This window comes from Dankookia sp. P2, assembly GCF_050632255.1.
Classification (GTDB): Bacteria; Pseudomonadota; Alphaproteobacteria; order Acetobacterales; family Acetobacteraceae; genus Paracraurococcus.
The window spans coordinates 3048557-3068110 of sequence record NZ_CP192581.1 but is presented as its reverse complement, the minus strand read 5'-3'; the positions used below and the strand labels follow the sequence as shown (position 1 = coordinate 3068110).

The 19554-nt window shown below is 67.2% G+C and carries 18 protein-coding genes and 7 pseudogenes; 8 read left to right on the top strand and 17 right to left on the bottom strand.

Features of this window, described 5'->3' with window-relative positions:
- Window position 1: 1 nt before the first annotated feature.
- Window positions 2–841, bottom strand: a pseudogene (locus ACQ86J_RS18140) (IS5 family transposase).
- 691 nt (window positions 842–1532) lie between these two features.
- Between ACQ86J_RS18140 and ACQ86J_RS18135 the strand changes: the two are divergent.
- From ACQ86J_RS18135 to ACQ86J_RS18110, 6 genes and pseudogenes are all read left to right on the top strand, one after another.
- A pseudogene (locus tag ACQ86J_RS18135) lies at window positions 1533–2037 on the top strand (transposase); the annotation flags it as partial.
- A 150-nt stretch (window positions 2038–2187) separates the two neighbouring features.
- The gene (istA, locus tag ACQ86J_RS18130) at window positions 2188–3450 is read left to right on the top strand and encodes an IS21 family transposase (protein WP_431272174.1); all 1263 of its coding nucleotides are present in this window, start codon (window positions 2188–2190) and stop codon (window positions 3448–3450) included.
- A complete protein-coding gene (gene istB, locus ACQ86J_RS18125) occupies window positions 3447–4304 on the top strand; it encodes an IS21-like element helper ATPase IstB (protein WP_431272173.1) in 858 nt (285 codons plus the stop codon). The genes istA and istB overlap by 4 nt, the downstream gene beginning before the upstream one ends.
- 63 nt (window positions 4305–4367) lie before the next feature.
- A pseudogene (locus tag ACQ86J_RS18120) lies at window positions 4368–5066 on the top strand (IS256 family transposase); the annotation flags it as partial.
- A gap of 139 nt (window positions 5067–5205) precedes the next feature.
- Complete coding sequence (locus ACQ86J_RS18115; protein WP_431272452.1) at window positions 5206–5379, top strand: hypothetical protein; 174 nt, start codon at window positions 5206–5208, stop codon at window positions 5377–5379.
- Between the two features lie 15 nt (window positions 5380–5394).
- Window positions 5395–5934: a LysR substrate-binding domain-containing protein gene (locus ACQ86J_RS18110; RefSeq protein ID WP_431272451.1), complete on the top strand. Its 540-nt coding sequence runs from the start codon at window positions 5395–5397 to the stop codon at window positions 5932–5934.
- A gap of 777 nt (window positions 5935–6711) precedes the next feature.
- On the opposite strand, the gene ACQ86J_RS18105 is transcribed toward ACQ86J_RS18110, so the two are convergent.
- From ACQ86J_RS18105 to ACQ86J_RS18095, 3 genes are read right to left on the bottom strand one after another with little or no spacing between them, the layout of a single operon-like run.
- Entirely contained in the window at window positions 6712–7815 is a 1104-nt protein-coding gene (locus tag ACQ86J_RS18105) for an amidohydrolase family protein (protein WP_431272172.1), read from the bottom strand.
- Window positions 7812–8141, bottom strand: coding sequence for an amidohydrolase family protein (locus ACQ86J_RS18100; RefSeq protein WP_431272171.1), 330 nt, complete (start codon window positions 8139–8141; stop codon window positions 7812–7814). The genes ACQ86J_RS18105 and ACQ86J_RS18100 overlap by 4 nt, the downstream gene beginning before the upstream one ends.
- A complete protein-coding gene (locus ACQ86J_RS18095; protein WP_431272450.1) occupies window positions 8068–8991 on the bottom strand; it encodes an amidohydrolase family protein in 924 nt (307 codons plus the stop codon). The genes ACQ86J_RS18100 and ACQ86J_RS18095 overlap by 74 nt, the downstream gene beginning before the upstream one ends.
- 98 nt (window positions 8992–9089) lie before the next feature.
- Between ACQ86J_RS18095 and ACQ86J_RS18090 the strand changes: the two genes are divergently transcribed.
- Both ACQ86J_RS18090 and ACQ86J_RS18085 read left to right on the top strand, forming a co-directional pair.
- A complete protein-coding gene (locus ACQ86J_RS18090) occupies window positions 9090–9416 on the top strand; it encodes a hypothetical protein (protein ID WP_431272170.1) in 327 nt (108 codons plus the stop codon).
- A 19-nt stretch (window positions 9417–9435) separates the two neighbouring features.
- Entirely contained in the window at window positions 9436–10044 is a 609-nt protein-coding gene (locus ACQ86J_RS18085; protein ID WP_431272169.1) for a tripartite tricarboxylate transporter substrate-binding protein, read from the top strand.
- A gap of 147 nt (window positions 10045–10191) precedes the next feature.
- On the opposite strand, the pseudogene ACQ86J_RS18080 reads toward ACQ86J_RS18085, so the two are convergent.
- The 13 genes and pseudogenes from ACQ86J_RS18080 to ACQ86J_RS18020 all read right to left on the bottom strand — a co-directional run.
- Window positions 10192–10464, bottom strand: a pseudogene (locus tag ACQ86J_RS18080) (Rieske (2Fe-2S) protein); the annotation flags it as partial.
- A gap of 39 nt (window positions 10465–10503) precedes the next feature.
- On the bottom strand, window positions 10504–11016 hold the full coding sequence (locus tag ACQ86J_RS18075; RefSeq protein ID WP_431272449.1) for an oligopeptide/dipeptide ABC transporter ATP-binding protein: 513 nt from the start codon (window positions 11014–11016) through the stop codon (window positions 10504–10506).
- Window positions 10982–11686 (bottom strand): ATP-binding cassette domain-containing protein, encoded by a 705-nt coding sequence (locus ACQ86J_RS18070; RefSeq protein WP_431272168.1) that lies wholly within the window; start codon window positions 11684–11686, stop codon window positions 10982–10984. Before ACQ86J_RS18070 ends, ACQ86J_RS18075 begins: the two co-directional genes overlap by 35 nt.
- Window positions 11641–12117 carry an oligopeptide/dipeptide ABC transporter ATP-binding protein gene (locus ACQ86J_RS18065; protein WP_431272167.1) on the bottom strand — a complete coding sequence of 159 codons (477 nt, stop codon included), beginning with the start codon at window positions 12115–12117 and terminating at the stop codon, window positions 11641–11643. Before ACQ86J_RS18065 ends, ACQ86J_RS18070 begins: the two co-directional genes overlap by 46 nt.
- Complete coding sequence (locus ACQ86J_RS18060; RefSeq protein ID WP_431272166.1) at window positions 12042–12542, bottom strand: ATP-binding cassette domain-containing protein; 501 nt, start codon at window positions 12540–12542, stop codon at window positions 12042–12044. The genes ACQ86J_RS18065 and ACQ86J_RS18060 overlap by 76 nt, the downstream gene beginning before the upstream one ends.
- Window positions 12543–12556: 14 nt before the next feature.
- A complete protein-coding gene (locus ACQ86J_RS18055) occupies window positions 12557–13174 on the bottom strand; it encodes an ABC transporter permease (protein WP_431272165.1) in 618 nt (205 codons plus the stop codon).
- 204 nt (window positions 13175–13378) lie between these two features.
- Window positions 13379–14269 (bottom strand): ABC transporter permease, encoded by an 891-nt coding sequence (locus ACQ86J_RS18050; RefSeq protein ID WP_431272164.1) that lies wholly within the window; start codon window positions 14267–14269, stop codon window positions 13379–13381.
- Between the two features lie 131 nt (window positions 14270–14400).
- Window positions 14401–16173, bottom strand: a complete 1773-nt coding sequence (locus ACQ86J_RS18045) for an ABC transporter substrate-binding protein (RefSeq protein WP_431272163.1) — start codon at window positions 16171–16173, stop codon at window positions 14401–14403.
- Window positions 16174–16433: 260 nt separating this feature from the next.
- Window positions 16434–17212: pseudogene (locus ACQ86J_RS18040) on the bottom strand (Bug family tripartite tricarboxylate transporter substrate binding protein).
- 50 nt (window positions 17213–17262) lie between these two features.
- Window positions 17263–17628, bottom strand: coding sequence for a transposase (locus ACQ86J_RS18035; protein ID WP_431272448.1), 366 nt, complete (start codon window positions 17626–17628; stop codon window positions 17263–17265).
- A pseudogene (locus ACQ86J_RS18030) lies at window positions 17581–17723 on the bottom strand (IS5/IS1182 family transposase); the annotation flags it as partial. The pseudogene ACQ86J_RS18030 and the gene ACQ86J_RS18035, both read right to left, overlap by 48 nt.
- The gene (locus ACQ86J_RS18025; RefSeq protein WP_431272162.1) at window positions 17698–18033 is read right to left on the bottom strand and encodes an IS5 family transposase; all 336 of its coding nucleotides are present in this window, start codon (window positions 18031–18033) and stop codon (window positions 17698–17700) included. The pseudogene ACQ86J_RS18030 and the gene ACQ86J_RS18025, both read right to left, overlap by 26 nt.
- Before the next feature lie 501 nt (window positions 18034–18534).
- A pseudogene (locus ACQ86J_RS18020) lies at window positions 18535–19490 on the bottom strand (IS630 family transposase); the annotation flags it as partial.
- Window positions 19491–19554: the final 64 nt, after the last annotated feature.

Genomic DNA, 19554 nt, shown 5'->3' with positions numbered 1-19554 from the left:
TTCATGCTGAGGGCTTTGTTGCCAGCCGTCGAAGCATGATGCGGATCATGGCCATGCGGACGAAGGCGGCGGCGATGCGGCAATGCCGCTCGAAGTCGCGGGCCAGCCGCCGGTTGCGGCTGATCCAGCCGATGGTGCGCTCGACGATCCAGCGCTTCGGCAGCACGACGAAGCGGTGCCTATCGCAGCGTCGCACGATCTCCATCTTCCATGTACCGGTGCGGGCGACGGCGGCGGCCATCTTCGGCCCCTGATAGCCTGCATCGCCGATGATGCGCTCGACAAGGGGAACAGCCTGCGCGCCTGGCGCAGCAGCGGCTCGGCGCCATCGCGGTCCTGCACGTTGGCGGGATGCACGATGACCGCGAGTAGCATGCCGATGGTATCGGTCAGCAGGTGGCGCTTGCGGCCGACGACCTTCTTGCCCGCGTCGTAGCCGGACGGGTCGAGCGTAGAGCCCCCTTTGCGCGCCCTTCGCCGTCTGGCTGTCGATGATCGCGGTCGTCGGGCTGGCCTCACGCCCGGCACCCTCGCGCACCGCGACGTAGAGCGCGTGGTGGATGCGCTCGATGGTGCCTTCCCATTCCCAGCGCGAGAAGTAATCCCAAACCGTGCTCTTCGGCGGCAGGTCCTTCGGCAGCGCGCTCCATTGGCAGCCGGCGGAGAGCACGTAGAACACCGCGTTCAACACCTCGCGCACGTCCACCTTGCGGGGCCTGCCGCCGTGCTTCGCTGGCCGGATCAGTGGCGCAACCAGCGCCCACTCGGCATCCGTCAAATCTGAGGGATAGCGCAGCCCCCGCCGGTCCGCCGCACGCCGATGTTCCGCCGTCCATGCCATCCGTCTCCTCCCGCGAATCGCCCGCAGGAACAGCGAATCACATCCGATTCAGGCGATCCAATCCTTTCCGGATGGGCTCTCAGAACCACTGCCGCCCCTTCACAAAGGCGGCCCAACGCCAACAACGCCGCAGCGTTCAGGCGCTAACAGAGCCTAGCTTTCCCGCACGAGCGAGACGTGCAAATTGATCCAATGACCGCGGTCGAACAGCGTTTGCTCATCGCCCGCATAGGTCATCAGCATCGTGATCATAATCGAAAGCGTCATTTACAGGATAGGAACAATACACTGCATTTTGTGATCGCTTCGGAAGATTTCCCTGTCCAGTCCGGACGAGCTTTCTTTGGGTCCTGCGGCCAAGATCACACTTCCTAATCCAAGCCGGTTACCTATGGGGCCGGCGTATCCCCGGGATAACACGCTGCTAAGCGATGGCTGCAATCTAGGAGCTTCGATTTGTGCTTCGAGGGACGTAGTTGCACTTTCGCTGTTTAGCTTTGTGCGGGTGGCTGCGGTGGAATGGAGTGACGTCAGGATCTTTCTTGACATTGCGCGAAGCGGCACGCTCGGCGGTCGTGCCCCTGGGCGTGGTGTAGGAGGTCGCCGCCGTGACGGGTGGCGGCCATCGTGATGGTCCTGGCTAGGGTTGGGTTGCTGAGACCAACAACCCCTGGACCATGGACCAGCCACGATGACCGACGAGACGATGGCCCTTCGGGGCCTCTTGGAGAAGTCTGCCGACGCGTCCTTCCTGCGCGAGGTGATTGGCTTCGCCGCCGAGCGGCTGATGGAGCTCGAGGTGGGCGAGTTGGCCGGTGCCGCCCATGGCGAGCGCAGCCCCGACCGGCTGGTGCAGCGCAACGGCTACAGGGACCGGGACTGGCAGACCCGGGCGGGAACCGTCGAGCTACGGATCCCGAAGCTCCGGCGCGGCTCCTACTTTCCGGCCTTCCTCGAGCCCCGGCGGACGGCCGAGAAGGCGCTCACGGCGGTGATCCAGGAAGCCTACGTCCAGGGCATCTCGACTCCACTCCGTGGACGACCTGGTGCGGGCCATGGGGATGGAGGGCGTCTCCAAGAGCCAGGTCTCTCGGCTCTGCGCCGAGATCGACGAGCGGGTGCGCGACTTCCTCGCCCGCCCCATCGAGGGCGACTGGCCCTACCTTTGGCTCGACGCCACCTACGTGAAGGTCCGCGATGTAGCGGCTGGGTGAATCCTCCCTGGAAGTGCTGGCTGAAAATTCCCCAGTCCAGCGCGACTGCCCGTGCCCGGGGGGCGCGCCCCCGGGCACACGGGCAGCGCCGGCCATGCCCCAGGATGCCCTCCGGTATCGTGGGAGCAGCCGGTGGTCACCCTTGGGGAGCTCGTCATGATCCTGGACCTCGCCCGGCAAGGCCTGACCGTCTCGGCCATCGCCCGCCGCACCGGCCGCGACCGCAAGACCATCCGCACCTACATCGCACGCGGCCTGGAGCCACCAGCCTACAAGCCGCGTGAGCCGACCCCGTCGCCGCTCGGCCCGTTCGAGGCCTTCCTCCGCGAGCGCATCGGCCAGTTTCCTGACCTGACCGGCCGGCGACTATGGCGCGAGGTCCGCGACCTCGGCTTTGCCGGCGGCTACTCCACCGTGACCGACTTCCTGCGCACGATCCGGCCGCCGGCCGCTCCCGCCTTCGAGCGGCGCTTCGAGACCCCGCCAGGGCGCCAGGCGCAGGTCGACTTCGCCCACTTCAAAGTCCGCTTCGAGGACGAGCCCGGTGCCGAGCGCATCGTCTGGCTGTTCTCCCTGGTGCTCGGCCACAGCCGCATGATGTGGGCCCGCTTCGTCGCCCAGCAGGACCTCGCCACCGTGCTGCGCTGCCACGTCGCCGTCTTCGAGGCGTTCGGAGGCGTGCCCGAGCAGATCCTTTACGACCGGATGCGCACCGCGGTCCTCGGCGAGGTCGACGCGCGCGGCATCGTCTACAACGACAAGCTCCTCGCCCTGGCAGGCCACTACGGCTACCTGCCCAGGGCCTGCCGCCCCTACCGCGCCAAGACCAAGGGCAAGGTCGAGAGGCCGTTCCGCTATGTCCGCGAGGACTTCTTCCTGGCCAGAGCCTTTCGCAACCTCGGTGATCTGAACGCCCAGTTCACCCAGTGGCTCGACCAGGTCGCCAACCGCCGCCTGCACGGCACCACCGGGCGCGTCGTCATCGAGCACTTCGCCGAGGAGCGGCCTGCCCTCAAGGCGCTGCCGGCCGGGCCGTTCAACGCCGTCCTCCGCCTCGAGCGGCGGATCTCTCACGAGGGCATGGTCTCGGTCGGCGGCAACCTCTACTCCGTCCCAGACGGCACCCGCCGCCGTCCCGTCGAGGTGCAGGTCACCGCTGCCGAGGTCCGGATCCTCGAGGACGGCCGGCTCATCGCCGTCCACCCCGTGCTCGAGGGCCGCGGCCGGCGCCGCATTGCCGAGGGCCATCGCAGCCTGCCGCCACCGCACAACAGCACCACGCCTCGGCATGGAGCCACAGCGCCGCCAGGACCGCCCGCCGGCGTGACACCCAGGTCGCTGGCCATCTACGAGGCCGTCGGCCGCAGGCTCGCCGCCGCGGAGCCAGCGCGATGACCGCCGCGCCGGCCACCCTCGACCGCATCCGCCGCCACCTGGTCGGCCTCCGCATGCCACGCGCCCTCGAAGTGCTGGAGCACCTGCTGCGCCAGCTCGAGCGCGGCGAGATCTCTGCCCTCGAGGCGATCGACAGCCTGCTCGACGAGGAACTCAGCCTGCGCGAGGGCCGCCGGGTCAAGGCCGCCCTCAAGATGGGCCGGCTGCTCACCATCAAGACGCTGGCCGGGTTCGACTTCGCGTTCCAACCCTCGCTCGACCGCAACCGCATCCTCACCCTGGCCGGGCTCGACTTCATCAGCCGCCACGAGGTCGTCCATTTCCTCGGCCAGCCCGGCTGCGGCAAGACCCACCTGGCCATCGCCCTCGCCGTCGAGGCCGTCCAGGCCGGACGCAGCGTCTACTTCACTACCCTCGCCGAGCTCATCGGCTCGCTCGCCAAGGCCGAGCGTGAGGGTACCCTGCGGGAGCGGATCCGGTTTCTCTGCCGGCCGCAGCTCCTCGTCGTCGACGAGATCGGCTACCTGCCGGTGGTCGCCGGCGGCGGCAACCTGTTCTTTCAACTGGTGAACGCCCGCTACGAACGCGGCGCCATGATCCTCACCTCCAACCGCGGCTTTGCCGAATGGGGCGAGGTGTTCGGCGACACCGTCGTCGCCACCGCGCTGCTCGACCGGCTCCTCCACCACGCCATCGTCGTCCGCATCGAGGGCGCCAGCTACCGCCTGCGCCGCCACGCCGACCTGCTGCCAGACACCGGCTCAGCCCGGCCCATGGCCTCGGCCGAGCCGGCACCACGGCGGCGCGGCAGGCCACCCAAGCTCCGAACCGGCGACCTCACCGCCGCGACGTAGCCACCAGCCAAACTGAGGAATTTTCAGCCAGCGCTTTTGCGGAAATCGGCCTCAGCATTGACACGCGAGGCCGGGCGGATCGTGCCAGTCGCCGTGACCATCGCAGTCGGCGTCAATGCCGATGGACGGCGCGAGGTCCTCGGCATGGCAGTCGGCAGTTCGGAAGCGGAGCCCTTCTGGCTCGACTTCCTGCGTACCCTGGCCCGCCGCGGGCTGCGTGGCGTGAAGCTGGTCGTCTCCGACGCCCACGAAGGCCTGAAGGCGGCGGTGACGAAGGTGCTGCGGGCGACGTGGCAGCGGTGCCGCGTGCACTTCGCCCGCAATGCCCTGGCCCATGCTGGCAAGGCCCAGCGCCGCATCGTCTCGGCCTGGATCGGAACGGCCTATGCAGAGGCGGATGCCGAAGGCGCCAGGCGGCAGTGGCGCACCGTCGCCGACCAGCTCCGCCCGAAGGTCCCCAAGCTCGCCGCGCTGATGGACAGCGCCGAGGAGGACGTGCTCGCCTACATGAGCTTTCCCACCGCGCACCGGGCCAAGCTGCACTCGACGAACTCCATCGAGCGCCTGAGCGGCGAGATCAAGCGCAGGACGGATGTCGTTGGCATATTCCCGAACGAGGCGGCCGTCGTCAGGCTTGTCGGTGCCATCCTCCTCAAACAGTCCGACGAATGGGCCACCCAGCGCTCCCGCTACATGACCCTGCAGACCGTCGCCGCTGTCAGCGATACTGGCCACGTCAGGCTCTCGGTCGTGCCAGCCTGACGCGGCGGCCTGACCCGCCAGGAGCCAACGCTCCTACACCATCACCCGGGACACGACCGTGGAACGCGCGTTGGAGGGGTGACGGCGCGAAAAAAGCCGCCCAACCGTTGGAAGGCGTCTTCGCGCACTAGAGGAGGCGATCGGTCACACGCTCTTCCAGCGCACAACGGACGGTCTTGTTCTGACCGATGAGGGTCATGGAATCGTTGCGACATCCGAGCAAATGGAAGAAGGCGCGCTGGCCATAGAGCGGCGGCTTGCGGGGCAGGAGCAAGACTTCGAAGGCAATCTGCGCATTTCGTCAACGGACTGATTCGGGGCCTATGTCCTGCCGCCCATCCTGACGGATTTCTCGAACGCCTACCCCAATGTCGACGTCGAGATCCTGACCGGCACACGCCGCTTCAGCCTCGCCCAGCGGGAGGCCGACATCGCTTTTCGGACCGTTCCATTCGACACTGCCGATGTCATTCAACGGCGGCTATTCACGCTCGACTATGGCGTCTACATCGCTCAGGAGGCGGCTGATCCCGAATGCGGCGACGGAACTGGCTGCCGGCTGATCACCCCGTCCGCGCGTCACTTCCCTGACATCGCTTGGCTACTCGAGAGCTTCCCTCACGCGAGACCGGTCCTGCGATCGAATAACTGCATTGTGCAGGGACGCATGTGCAGGCAAGGCGTCGGCATCGCAGTGCTGCCCTGCGTAGTCGGCAATCAGATCCCGGGTACGCGCAGGCTGGAACTGCCGACGTCGCCGCCAGGCCGAGATGTTTGGATGGGATACCACCGCGACCTACGGCGTCTTGAGCGTTTTCGCGCGTTCATCTCGACAATATCCAACCATCTCACGGACGCGACTGCATAAATGCTGGAAATCATGCGACGAAGCCGCATGCTGCGTGGACCTAAGTCGCGTGGCGGACCGCATACCATGTCCTGTATCGCCGTCTTGGTCGGCATTTAAGCGGCAAGTCCGGGGAACGGCATGCTGTCGGCAGTGTCGGATCTCGATGATCAGGATGCGTCCGCCTTCGGGCGTCAGGCGCTACGGTTCTACGCTGCCGTAATCGGCACTCGTACGTGGACGTCAATCATGCGGTCGACCTTGTCGGCGTCGAGCGGCAGCGGATTGCGGAACACCAGCATTGTAGACAACAATGTCGATCGGTCCGGTGCCACGGACCGCCGCAATCAGCCCGGCGCACCTCCCCGCATCCTTCCGGAGCGCCTGACCGAACCGGGGCGCCAGAGAACGTTGAGTTCCAGTTCACGCCGCTGCAGCGGTGGAAATCTGGATACAAATTCCTCTGAAAAAACGCTCGGTGGAGGGAGACGAACCAGATTCAAACACCCTCTGTGGATAACGCGCTCTGCGGAAGGATGCCGTCGCTGAGGCCAAGACCACAGACGAAAAGATCCTGTTCGGCACCACCGCCAGCACGTCGTAAAGGCACGTACTAACGCCCAGGCCCGCGCGGCCGACGGGCTTGGCTCCGTCATGCTGCCGCTCAAAATGACATCCGTAGTTATTGCCGATTCTGCGCGTCCAACCGGATGCCCTTCACAATGAGCGCCAAGGAACAGACGTGCCTCGGCTAAACCGCGATTGTATCCGCAGCCAGCGGCCTGGCCGCTACTCGCGCTACAGACCGTACACCGCCTTCGCGTTCCCGGCGAAGATCGCGCGCCTCTCCGCCTCACTCATCCGGCACTTGAAGGCGTAGCGCGGGTCGTCGCTGTCCCAGTGCGGGTAATCGGTGGCGAAGAGCAGCCGGTCCCAGCCGATCCAGTCGATCAGCTTGCGCAAGTGCTCGGGCTCCTCTGGCTCCTCGACCGGCTGGGTGGTGAACCAGAAGTTGGATTTGAGGTAGTCGGACGGCTTGCGTTGCAGGTGCGGCACCTCGGAGCGCAGTGCCTGCCAGTGGCTGTCCATGCGCCAGCCGAGGCTTGGCACCCAACCAAAGCCGCCTTCGACGATCACCATCTTCAGGCTAGGGAAGCGTTCCGGTACGCCTTCCAGGATGAAGCTCGCCACCATCGCGGCCAGCGATATCGCAACCGCCGAGTGCTCCTCATAATAGTAGGAGGGCCAGCCGCCGGCGGCGACCGAATGTCCGCTTGTGCCCAAGGTGTGCAGGCCGAGCGGAAGGCCGTGATGCGCCGCTGCTTCATAGATCGGCCAGTAGCGGCTGCGCCCGAGAGGCTCTTGTGCCCGGGTCACCATCGAAACTTGAACGAAATCCGGGTGGCCGGCCCAGCGCTCAATCTCCTTCACTGCGGCCTTCGCGTCCTCTCCAGGCACGGCAATGGTGCCCTTCAACCTCTTATCCCTCGCGGTCCAATCGTCGTGTTGCCATTCGTTCACTGCGCAGGACACCGCCTCGGCGAAGCCTGGGACACGCTCATCCATTCCGCGGACCGAGAGCGGCTGCAGCATGCCGTACTCGATGTCATGGAAGTCAAGGTGCTGAGCCTGCATGAACTCAAGATCGCTGCCCGGTGGGCCGCCGGTCGGCGGCCAGGAGTCGCGTCGTGACAAAGCCGGCGCCGATTTCGGATAGGGATAGGTGCTGGTGAAGGGCTGGCGCAGCCGCAGCCCGTACTCCCGCCGGTGCTGCTGCCAGCGGGGTGACAGCCAGCGGTCGAGCTCTTCCACCGAGCGCATCGCCGGATGGACGTCGCAATCAACGATACGCAGCCGCGACTGCGCGGGTAAGTCGGGGCGGGGGAGGGTGGTCGCACTCACTGTACGCTCTCCTTCAGCCGGGGATAGGTCGCCAACGCATTTTCGCGCAGCACGCGGGGCCGCAGCCGCTCCGGCAGTCCGGGCGGCAATGCCGTATCGCCATCGAAGCGCCAATGCGGCCAGTCCGTCGAGAACAGCAGCAGGTCGTCGCTGCCGATCATCTCCAGCAGGGCGGCGATGTCGGATGAGTCGGATGGCGCGTCGAGCGGCTGGACGGAGATGCGCACATGCTCGCGGAAGAGCGCAGCGGGGTCACGATCTACCCAGGGGACCTCGCGCCGCAGCGCTCGCCATTCCTTGGTGCTGCGCCAAAGGAAGCTGGGCACCCAGCCGATGCCGGAGATTCAGCAGTACCACCTTCAGCCTGGAGTAACGGTTGAAGACTCCTTCCGCGATCATTGAGAGCAGTTGGCTCTGGAAGGTCTGCGCAAAGTTGACGTGGTCTTCAATCAGGTAGGTCGGCCACCCGTTGGCGCTGGGGGCGAAGCGGGTGCTGCTCGTTACCTGCAGCGCGACGGGCATGCCGTGCCGCTCAGCCGCTTCGAAGATCGGCCAGTTCACCCGCCGGCCGAGCAGCGTCTCCGCCGCCCCCAGCACCAGCACCTGCACGAAGCGGTGGTCGCCGGCGCGCCGCTCGATCTCCGCCACAGCCAGGTCCGGGCTTTCGACCGGCACAAGGATGCCGGCCCGCAGCCGATCATCCTTGTCCAGCCACTCCCGGGCGATCCAGTCGTTGGTGGCTCGGCACAGCGCGGCGGCCATGTCGATATTGTGCAGTGCTGGTGCGCCAAACAGCGGGTTGAGGATACCGATGTCGGTCCCGAAAGGCTCCAGCGCCTGCGATCGGAGCTGCTCGACAGTGCCACCCGCCAAGCCCTTTGCCGGCCGCCAGTCGGCACGTGCCGTCAGCGGCGCGTTGCGAGGCCAGAGCGAAAAATCGAGATCGTCGAGCCCGCGAGGAGGTATTTCCTCCCGCCAATGGTCGTCGAGGTAGGGCAAAAGCGCCATGCAGCCGGGCAATGCTGGGTGCAGGTCGCAGTCGATAGCGCCGCGCGTTTCTGCCGACATGGGCGTCCTCCTCTGCGTGTCGGCTAGCCAGACCAGCATACACGCCGACCGGGTGCCGTCTTGCGACCCCAGCATGATTGCTATCAGCATGGGTGCCGGCATGGCCACGGTCAACAGGAAGCACCGACAGCGGGCTTTTCCCTTGACTGAATGGGCGCTGGGCCGGTGCTGTGGCAGCAAGAAAATTCAAGGGCGGATAGAACGCCATGCTGCGAAGCATGCCCGCCATCCCGCGCCGTGTCCTGCTGGGTACTGCGCTGGCCGCGCCCTGGCCAATCCAGGCACAGGAGGCGTTCCCCAATCGCCCGGTGCGGCTGGTACTTCCCTTTGGCCCCGGCGGCGTCTCTGACACGTTGGCGCGGCTGATCGCGGAGCAGGCACGACCGTCGCTCGGCCAGAACGTGGTGATTGACCTGAAATCTGGCTCGAATGGCGTCATCGCGACCGAGCACGTCGCCCGCTCACCAAAAGAATGGCTGCACGGGGGCTACATGGCCTATGGCTCCATGGTTACCGGCCCGGCTCTGGGCTAGGCGCTAAATTACCGGATCGATGAATCTCACGCTGCTGACGGCGATCTTTCGCGCCGCACAGGTGCTGGCGGTGGCGAAATCTGTGCCGGCGCGCAGCGTGACGGAGTTGGTCTCACTGTCGGAAAAGCGCCCGGTCGCCTATGGCACGGTCGGGCGTGGCGGGCCGGGCCACATCCTGATGGAAATGCTGGCGGGCGAGACAGGCGGTCGCTTTGAAAACGCAGTTTACCGCACTGAAGCGACAGTGGTGCAGGACATGATTGGTGGCGCCATCCCCGGCTTCATGGGGAGTCTGATGCTGGCGTTGTCGCAGCATCCGGCGGGCGGGATCCGCATCCTCGCGCTCACCACGCCGCGGCGCATCGCAGCGCGCCCTGAGGTGCCTTGCTTCGCCGAACTCGGGTTGTCCGCCCTGACATTCCTCTACTGCCACGGCCTGGCGGTGCCGGCCGGCACGCGGCGGCCGGTGGTGGAACGGCTGCACAGCGCCGTTGCGATGCTGAGCGAGGCGGTACGGTCGCGCATGACGCCCGACGTGACCAGCCCGGCGGAGTTCACCGCCAGCATCCAGCGGGAAACGGCGGCGCTGACGAAGATGATCGAGGAGCGAGGCATCACCGCCGGATAAGCACCTCGAGACCTCGAGGACGACGTAGTCCTCCTCGATCCTCACCGGCACGGTTTCCGCCACGTAGGGGCCCTGCGCCAGGCTCGCGCCGGGCGCGACCTCCACCGGGTAGGGCCTGATCCTGATCCGCGACGGGTCACACCAGGACTGGCCGGTGCGAATATCGAACTCCCAGCCATGCCAGGGGCAGCGGATGATCTCGCCGGCGCGGGAGAAATGGAATTCGCCCGGCCGGTCGGAGGTGACGAGGCCGGTGATCTCGCCGTCGCACAGCCCGGCGCCCTGGTGCGGGCACCGGTTGACCAGGGCGAAGAACTCGCCGCTCAGGTTGAAGACCACGATGGGGCGGCCCTTGGCGCTCACCAGACGGCGGCTGCCGGGCGGCAGCTCAGAAACCGCGGCGACGACATGCTTGCTCATGGGGCGGCCGATCCCCTCCCTCGTGCTTTCCAAACGCTATCACCCGTGCCCCGCCGCCGCCAACTGCGGCTCGGCAAAATGGCAAGCGACCGCGCTGCCCCGCCCGTCGGCGCGCAGCTCGGGCTCGACCTCCCCGCAGACGGGCTGCGCCATTGGGCAGCGCGTGACGAAGCGGCATCCACGCGGCGGGTTGATCGGGTTGGGCGGCTCGCCCCGAAGTGGCAGGCTGCGCCGGCCGCGTTCCAGCGTCGGGTCGGTGACCGGCACCGCGGCGATCAGCGTCCGGGTGTAGGGGTGCCTCGGCGCGCGGAACAGCGCCTCGGCCGACGCGATCTCCATGACCTTGCCGAGATAGAGCACTACGATCCGGTCGCAGACATGCCGCACGACGGCGAGGTCGTGCGCGATGAACAGGTAGGTCAGGCCGAAGCGTTCCTGGAGGTCGACCATGAGGTTGATGATTTGCGCCTGGATATTGACGTCGAGCGCCGAGACCGGCTCGTCCGCGACGACCAAGTCAGGCTGCAGGGCCAGCGCGCGGGCGATCGAGATGCGCTGCCGCTGCCCGCCGGAGAATTCGTGCGGGAAGCGCGCGGCAGACCGAGGCGGGCAGGTTGACGATGTCGAGCAGCTCGGCGACCCGGCGTGCCGCCGCGGCCTTGTCAGCGACGATGCCGTGTAGCAGCAACAGGCCGGCCAGGATCTCACCCACCGACATGCGTGGATTGAGCGAGGCGTAGGGATCCTGGAAGATCATCTGCATCCGCCGGCGCAGCGGCCGCATCGCCGCCGGCGAGAGATGCGTAATGTCCTGCCCGTCGAAGTGAATCTGCCCTGCGGTCGGCCGGTGCAGCCGGGTGACCAGCCGCGCCAGGGTGGATTTGCCGCAGCCGGATTCGCCGACCAGCCCTATCGTCTCCCCGCGCTGGACCGTCAGGTCCACCCCGTCCACGGCGCGCAACGTCCGGTGGGGAGCGAAGAGGCTCTCGCGCGGCAGGATAAAGTGCTTCGTCAGGTCACTTAGGGCCAGCAAGGGCTCCGCTTCCGCCGGTGGCTGCGGTGCGGCTTGGCGTGGCCGGGCCGGCGCTTGCAGCACCCCGCCCTCTTGCGTGACCCAGCACCGGGTGGAGCGCCCCGTGCCGAGCGGCAGCAGCGCCGGGTGTTCAGCGCATCGCGCTATGGCGAAGGGCAGCGGGCGCGGAATCGGCAGCCGGTCGGCCAAGCCCGCGGATCAGGCGGCTGCCCCTCGATGGTGGTCAGGCGCCGCCCATGCACCTGGCTGTCGAGACGGGGGGCGGCATTCAGCAGCGCCCAGGTATAGGGATGTTGCGGGTCGCTCAGCAGCGCTTCCGGCGAGCCCTCCTCGACTACCTCGCCGGCATACATCACCAGCACCCGTGAGCATATATTGGCGATGACACCGAGATCGTGGCTGATCAAGATCACCGCCGTGCCGAGATCGTTGTTCAGCCCGCGCAGCAGCTCGAGGATCTGCGCCTGGATGGTGACGTCAAGCGCGGTGGTGGGCTCGTCCGCGATCAGCAGCGCAGGCTGGTTGGAGAAGCCCATGGCCAGCATCACGCGCTGGCGCATGCCGCCGGAATACTGGTGCGGGTAGCTGCGGACCGCGCGTTCCGCCGCCGGCACCCCCATCCGGCCGAGCAGCGCGAGGCGCGCTCCCGCGCCGCCTTCGGCGTGAAGCGGCCATGCGCGGTCATCGCCTCAACCAGCTGCTTCGCAATGCGCAGCACCGGGTTGAGCGAGGTCATCGGGTCCTGGAAGACCATGGCGATGTCGCGCCCGCGGACCTCGCGGATCGCAGCCTCGTCGAGCTGCGCGAGGTCCTGGCCGCGGAAGCTCACAGTCCCCTCGACGATCCGCGCCGGCTCGTCCAGCAGGCGCATGATCGACTTGGCGCAGACGCTCTTGCCCGAGCCGGACTCGCCGACGATGCCGAGCGTCTCACCGCGATGCAGATCGAAGCTGATGCCGTCCACCGCACGCACCGGGCCGGCATCAGTGAGGAACCAAGTGCGCAGGTCGCGCAGCCGCAGCAGCGGCTCAACGGTTGCGGGCATGGGGATCCAGCCAGTCACGAAGGCCGTCGCCGATGAAGTTGAAACCCATGACCACTGAGAGGATGGCCAGGCCCGGAAAGGTCGCCACCCACCACTGTTGCACGAGCTTGCCGTCCCTCGCCGACCATGGCGCCCCACTCCGCGGTAGGCGGGATGGTGCCGAGGCCAAGAAAGGACAAGCCGGCAAAGACCAGGATGGCGTTGCCGAGGTCGAGCGTCACCAGGACGATTAGCGGGCCGAGTGCGTTCGGCAGGATCTGCCGCAGCAGGATGTGCGTCGGGCCGAAGCCGACGGATTGCGCCGCCTCGACATATTCGAGGTTGCGCTGGGTCAGCACCAGGCTGCGGGCGAGGCGGGCGAATTTCGGCCACCAGACGACCAGCATGGCGATACAGGTGTTCACCGTGCCGATGCCGAGCGCGGCGGCGATCGCCATGGCTAGGATGATCGGCGGGAAGCAGAAGACGAGGTCGGTGAGGCGCATCATTGCCTCCTCGGCGAAGCGACCGGCATAGGCCGCGACGGCACCGACCAGGGTGCCGAAGAGCGCGCCGAGCAGCACGACGGCGAAGCCGACCGAGAGCGAAACGCGCGCACCGTAGATCACCCGCGTCAGCACGTCCCGGCCCAACGTGTCGGTGCCGAGCCAATGCGCCGCGGAGGGGGCCTGCAGCCTCGCCGCGACGTCGACGAAGTCGGGGTTGTAAGAGGTCGCCAGCGGCCGCCGCCGCCAGCAGGGCCCAGAGCAGGATGACGGCGCCGCCGAAGGCGGCGAGGCCGTAGCGGCGGCGCCAGCGCTGCCCCGGCGTGGCGACCGCCGGCAGGGCGGTCGCGCTCATGCCTTCACCACGCGCGGGTCCAGCAGTGCGTAGGAGAGATCGACCAAGATGTTCACGAGGACAAAGACCACTGCCACGATCAGGGTAATGCCCATGATGGCGGGGAAATCGAGCGCGACAGCGCTCTGGTAAGTGTAACGGCCTAGGCCGGGCCAGGAGAAAACTGTCTCCGTCAGCACCGCGCCCGAGAGCAGGTTGGCATAGGCCAAGCCTCCCAGCGTGACCACCGGCAGCATCGCATTCGGCGCGGCATGGCCGAGTACGATGACACGTCGGCGCAGCCCCTTGGCCCGCGCGACGCGCACATAGTCCTGCGACAGCGCCTCGAGCATGGCCGCGCGGGTGGTGCGCGTGATGAGGCCGAGCGTTGCGCTGGCCAGGACGACCGAGGGCAGCACCAGATGCGCCGCCGCATCGTGGAGGGTCTCCCAGTCTTGCGCGAGGAGCGTGTCGAGCAGGAGCAATCCGGTCATTCGGTCGGGCGGGAAGGACACCGGATCGAGCTGCCCGGGGCCCGGCGCTAGGTCGAGCCAGCCATAGAATATCGCCAGCATGATGAAGGCGAGCCAGAAGGTCGGTGCCGAGACGCCGACCAGCGAGACCACGCGGGCAAGGTTGTCGATCCAGCTGTCGCGCCTGACGGCCGCCACAACGCCGAGCGGCAGGCCAACGAGGAGCGACAGCAAAAAGGCAGTCGAGGCAAGCTCGACGGTTGCCGGCGCGTACTCCCGGATATCGTCCATGACCGGGCGACGAGACACGATTGAAGTGCCGAGATCGCCATGGAAGAGCCCGCGCAGGAAGATCCAGTACCTGTTCCAGATCGGCAGGTCGAGGCCCCATTTGTGGCGGAACTCGGCGACGGTGGCCGGATCGGACGCGGCCAAGTCGCCGAAGCTGCGAAAGCACGGGATCGCCCGGCACCGTGTTAGCGATCAGGAAGACCACCAGCGTCGCCAGCAGCACCATGATGGCGGCGGTGACCAGCCTAGCTGCGATGTAACGGAGCATGCGGCGGTCAGCCCGCAGGCTTCGCGCCGTCCAGCTCGACCATCCAGCCAGCCGCCGTCAGGTCCAGTCCGGCAACGCTCTTGCGGACGGCGACGCGATAGACCGGTTGGATCAGGACGAAGTGGTTGGCTTGGTCCACCATCATCTCCTGGTACTGCCGCCACAGCGCGGCCGCCTTCTCTAGGTCGCGCTCGGCTGCGGCGGCGGCGATCAGCTTGCGGATCGGAGCATCGGGCGGCACGTCCCAGTGGACGCGCTTGGCCACGCGGTCGACGGTCGCCGCCGCCCAGAGCAGGTTCTCGGGCGCGGGAGGGTTCCAGAAAGTCAGTGCGGCCTGCAACTTACCGCCGAGATACAGCGTCCGCATGTTGACCTGGTCCATCGGCGCGAGCTCGGCCTTGATGCCGACCCGCGCGAGGTCCGCCTGGATCTTCTGCGCCAGGCTCTGGTAGGGCACGCCGGCGATAGCCGCATTGCCGTAGGCGAGCTGGAAGGTGAAGCCTTGCGGCAGGCTGGCCTCGGCCAGCAGCTTGCGGGCCCGCGGGAGGTCCTCGCGGAAGCCGATCTCGCGTGTCAGCGCCTCCGTCGATCCGTTCACCCCGACCGGTAGGAAGCTCACCGGGCGGACCGCGGCGCCGCCGATCAGGTTGCGTATGATGCCGTCATAGTCGATCGCGTAGCCAATTGCCTGGCGCGCCGCCTTGTTCTGCAGGGCCGGGTTGTCCGGGCTGGCGACGACCGCCATGTAGATGAAGTCGAGGCTCGTCGCGCCCTTCACCTCAATGGCGGGGTTGTCCTTCAGGCTGTCGAGTTGCTCGGGTAGCAGATTGAAGGCGACGTCGATGTCGCCACGCTGGATCGCCAGGAGCTGGGCCGCGCTCTCGCCCATGTGCCGGATCAGAACCCGCTCGTAGCCCGGGGTGCCCTTCCAGTAATTCGGGTTGCGGACCATCTGGATCTGCTGATTGCGCTGCCACCCGACAAGGCGATAGGGCCCGGTGCCGGCCGAGTTGCTGTTCAACCAATCGGTGGCCTTGTCGGTCTCCTTCGCGTCCGGCGCATCCGTCCCGCCGTGTTCAGTGACCAGGGCTTTATCCATGGCGACGAATTCGGGTGCAGCGATGATGGTCAGCAGCGGCTGCGAGGGATCGGACAGTTCGATGTCGATCGTCGCGGGATCGACCGCCGTCACCTTGGCGATGTGGGTCACATATTGCGCCGGCTGGTCCTTGATGTTGACCGCCCGTTGCAGGCCGAACTGCACATCCGCTGCCGTCATCGTTCTGCCGGAAGGGAATTTCACTCCCTGGCGCAGCTTGAAGCGGACGGTCTTGCCATCCGGCAGGTAACTCCATTCGGTCGCAAGCTGCGGTCGGAGGGTGATGTAGTCGCCCGGCGCGAAGGTCACGAGCGAGTCGTATGCTGCATGCGTCGGTAGGGGATTAGTGTACTGATAGACCCGGGCGGGGTCGAGCGAAGTAGGGTCGCTGATATCGAGTCCGATGACCAGGGTGCCGCGCCGGGCCGCGCTCTGGGCGGCGGCGGGTCGGGCTTCGGCGAGCACTGCACCAAGCAGCGCTGCCTGGCCCCCGATGAAATGGCGTCGGCCGATCCCGACCCGTTGATCGTCTGCCATGTTCCCTCCGGATTGGCCCCCCGGGGAGCCGCCCGGCTGGCGAGCGCGAAGTATGGCCCGGGAACGCCAGCGAGTGGAATGGGTCCTGGAGGCTGCGCCTGACCAGAAAGGCGCCTTCGAGCAGCCGGGAAGCTCCGGCGCCACAGGGCGCTAGCGCTGCGGGTCGATGCCGAAGAGGTCACGGCATGGCCGGTTCCGTGTGTGGGCCACCAAGCCTTTCGCAGGAAGGGCCTTCGTGGATTGGTCGCCCGCATGGCTGCCTCGACCGAATGAAGGTGGAAGGGCCCAGTCAACCAGGTCTGCTCGAAATGACGGCGGTCGATGACGCAAGAGACCTGTCCCGTCAGCTTGCGCCGGCGAAGCCAGTCTCCGCAGATTTTGATGCGTGCCTTATCCGATGAACACTATTCCCGGTTCAGCCCGGCGGCGCAGATGATTTCCGTCCATTTGGCTAAATCAGCGGCGATGCGCGCCTGCATCGCCGCTAGACCGCGCTTGGCTGCGGGCGGGGCGGTTCTCGCCGATCCCTGCAGCGTGGCATCCTGCTGCGCGGCCTCCAGCGCCTTGGCCAACCGTGCCACCACGGGCGCTGGTGTGCCGACGGGCGCGGCGAAGCCGTTCCAGATCACCAAGTCGAAGCTTGGCAGCGCCGCCTCGCGGAAGGTCGGCACGTCGGGCAGCTGCGAGATGCGCTCCGGCGCGCTGACCGCTAGCGCGACGGCGGTGCCGCCGCGATGGGCCGGGATAATCGTCACGGTCTGGTCGATGACCGCGTCCACCACCCCGGCCGCGAGGTCGTTCACCGCCGGCCCCGAGCCTTGATAGGAAACCAGGGTGGCTTTCAGCCTAACGAGATGCAGCAGGTAGCCGGGTACCAGATAGCTGGTCGTGCCGAGCCGGCCGTGCCGAAGATCGCCCGCCCGTCGCTCCGCCGCCGGTAGTCTAGCAGCGCCGCCAGGCTGCGCAGGGTGCCGCGCGGGCTGGCCGCCAGTACCATAGGCACATCTGCTACGAGGGAGATGGGCGCGAGGTCGCGGTGCGGATCGAAGCTGCCCTCCGGGTTGAGGATAGAGCCAACCGCCATCACGCCCATGTTGCCGAATACCAGGGTGTGGCCAGCCGGGTCGGACCGGGCCGCGCGTTGCATGCCGACGAGGCCGCCAGCGCCGCTGACATTCTCCACCACGACGCTGCGGCCGAGGCCGGGTGCCGTCGCCTGGGCGAAGAAGTGCTCTAGGTTTTGTGCACATTTACCGCAACCAGAGGACGGTTGCGGCGAGGGTGACTCATGGCGAGGTAGTTCCGCGCGGTTTTCTCGTAGCGGGTTGCGACACGGCGGAACTGCTTGAGCCTGGATAAGCAGCACTCGACCAGGTGGCGCTTCCTGTAGAGCGACGTGTCGAGGCGATGCTTGATGGCCCGCGGGGGTTGTCCGGGATGACGGCGACGGCACCGACCGTGGCGATGGCGTTGCGGAAGGTATCGGAGTCGTAGGCGGCATCGGCCAGGATCGCAGCCGGTCTGTCGGTGCCAAGCAGCGCCAGGGCCTGTGGGGCATCGCCGCGCTGGCCTGCCGTCAGGATGATCCGGACGGGGCAGCCAAGGCCGCGGACGGCGAGGTGGATCTTGGTGCTCGGGCCACCGCGGGAGTGGCCGATAGCCTGATCCTCAGGCCCTTTTTGCACCGGCTGCATGCTGGTGCGCCCGCACAATGGTGCTGTCGATGACCGGGTATTCGAAGTCGGCGTCGTTGGCCATGGCGGTGAACACCCGCTGCCAAACCTCCCTGGCACTCCAGCGGCTGAACCGGCGGTAGACGCTGTTCCAGCCGCCGAAGATCTCCGGCAGATCGCGCCACGGCGAACCGGTGCGGGCGATCCACAGCACCCCCTCGACGAACAGCCGGTTGTCCCGCCCAGACGAGCCTCGTGCCCGCTCATCCCCAATGACGTGCGCCGCCATCCGCTGCTCCCATTGGTCGTCTCGCAGGATCAGCCGATCCAATACCCCCATCCGCCACCTCCAAAAGGCAGCTTTGAATCACGCCGCCAACCGAATGAAAATCCCAAGAGTCGACAGAACCTAGGGCGGCGCTGCGAGCCGCTAAGGCGCGTGGGCAGGTTCTGGGCGGCGACCGGAGCTACCGGCCGGCGGCGCGCCCCAGCGCCGCGGCAGCGGCCCAGGCGTGGCGTTTGCCGGCGGAGCGGGCGACCACACCGGCTGGCGCTGGAGGCGGAGCGGCTGCAGGTCGAGGAGTCACCGGCCAGGCGGCGATCGCGCGGGCGCTGACTGAGCGCGGGGTGCCGATGCCGCGGGGCGGCAATGCATGAACCCACACGACGGTGGCGCGGGTGCTGGCAGGGGCTGTAGTCTGAAGGCTTGTTTTGGGCCGCCAAGAGGGGCGGGAAGCAACCGGTCCCTCCCCTCGTCCTCACGCCCCCGATACGGGCAGCCGACCGATGTCCATCGTGCGAAAGGACCGGCGCTTAGAGCGGCTTCCGATCGGTCTTCATCGTATCCGGCTGTGGCGAAGTAGTTGGCGCATTCGGCTGGAGTGAAGGTTGGGACGATGCGGCCGATCGTGGCCCAGAGGCCGTTGAGCGTGCGTTCGGCTGCCTTTCGGAGCGTGGCCTTCAGCTTGGCGAAGGCATTCTCGATTGGGCCAAAGTCGGGGCTGTAGGGCGGAAGGTAGAGCAGGCTCGCACCCGCCGCCTCGACCGTATCCTGACGCCCACGCCCTTGTGGCTGCCGAGGTTGTCCATGACCACGACATCGCCGGGCCGCAGTTCGGGCACGAGCACCTGGTCGACATAGGTCTGGAGGAGCTCGCCGTTGATCGGCCCGTCCAGCACCATGGGCGCGGCCATGCCCGTGTTGCGCAGGCCTGCGACGAAGGTCGTGGTCTTCCAGTGCCCGTGCAGGACAGGTGCGCGCAGCCGCTCGCCCCGGGGCGCCCGGCCGTGAGTGCGGGCCATGTTGGTCGATGCCGCGTTCAGGGCAGTGCCCTGAACCGTCGATGAACACCAGGCGGTCCGGGTCGAGATCTTGCGGACTCTCGAACCAAGCTCAGCGCAGCTTCAGGATGTCCGGGCGGGTCTGCTCGGCGGCATGCGCCGACTTTCTTGCGCGCCGGCGGTGCCGCTGGAAGAAGCGCCAAGTCGTCACGGTACCCGCCTGCACACCAGCCCTGGCCAACTCGACCCGGATCTCCTCAAGGGTGATGTCGGACTTCTGGTCCAAGCGGCTCCGGATCAGCGCCCCTGCGCCTCGATGCGCGCAGATCGGCGATCCCCGCCCAGCGGATCCGGCGCCACCAAGCCCGCCTCCCGCGCCAGGGTGCACCAGCGGATCGCGCTCGAAGCGCTGACCCCGAAGCGGCTCGCTGCCGCACGACGTGATGCTTCCGCCGCAACGGCTACCGCCACCCGCTCCCGCAGATCCACTGGCGGCGCCTTCGACATGCCCACCAGCCTCCTCGACAGGGAGCACTGAATCACCTCCCGGCAGACCAGGAAGTCACAAGCG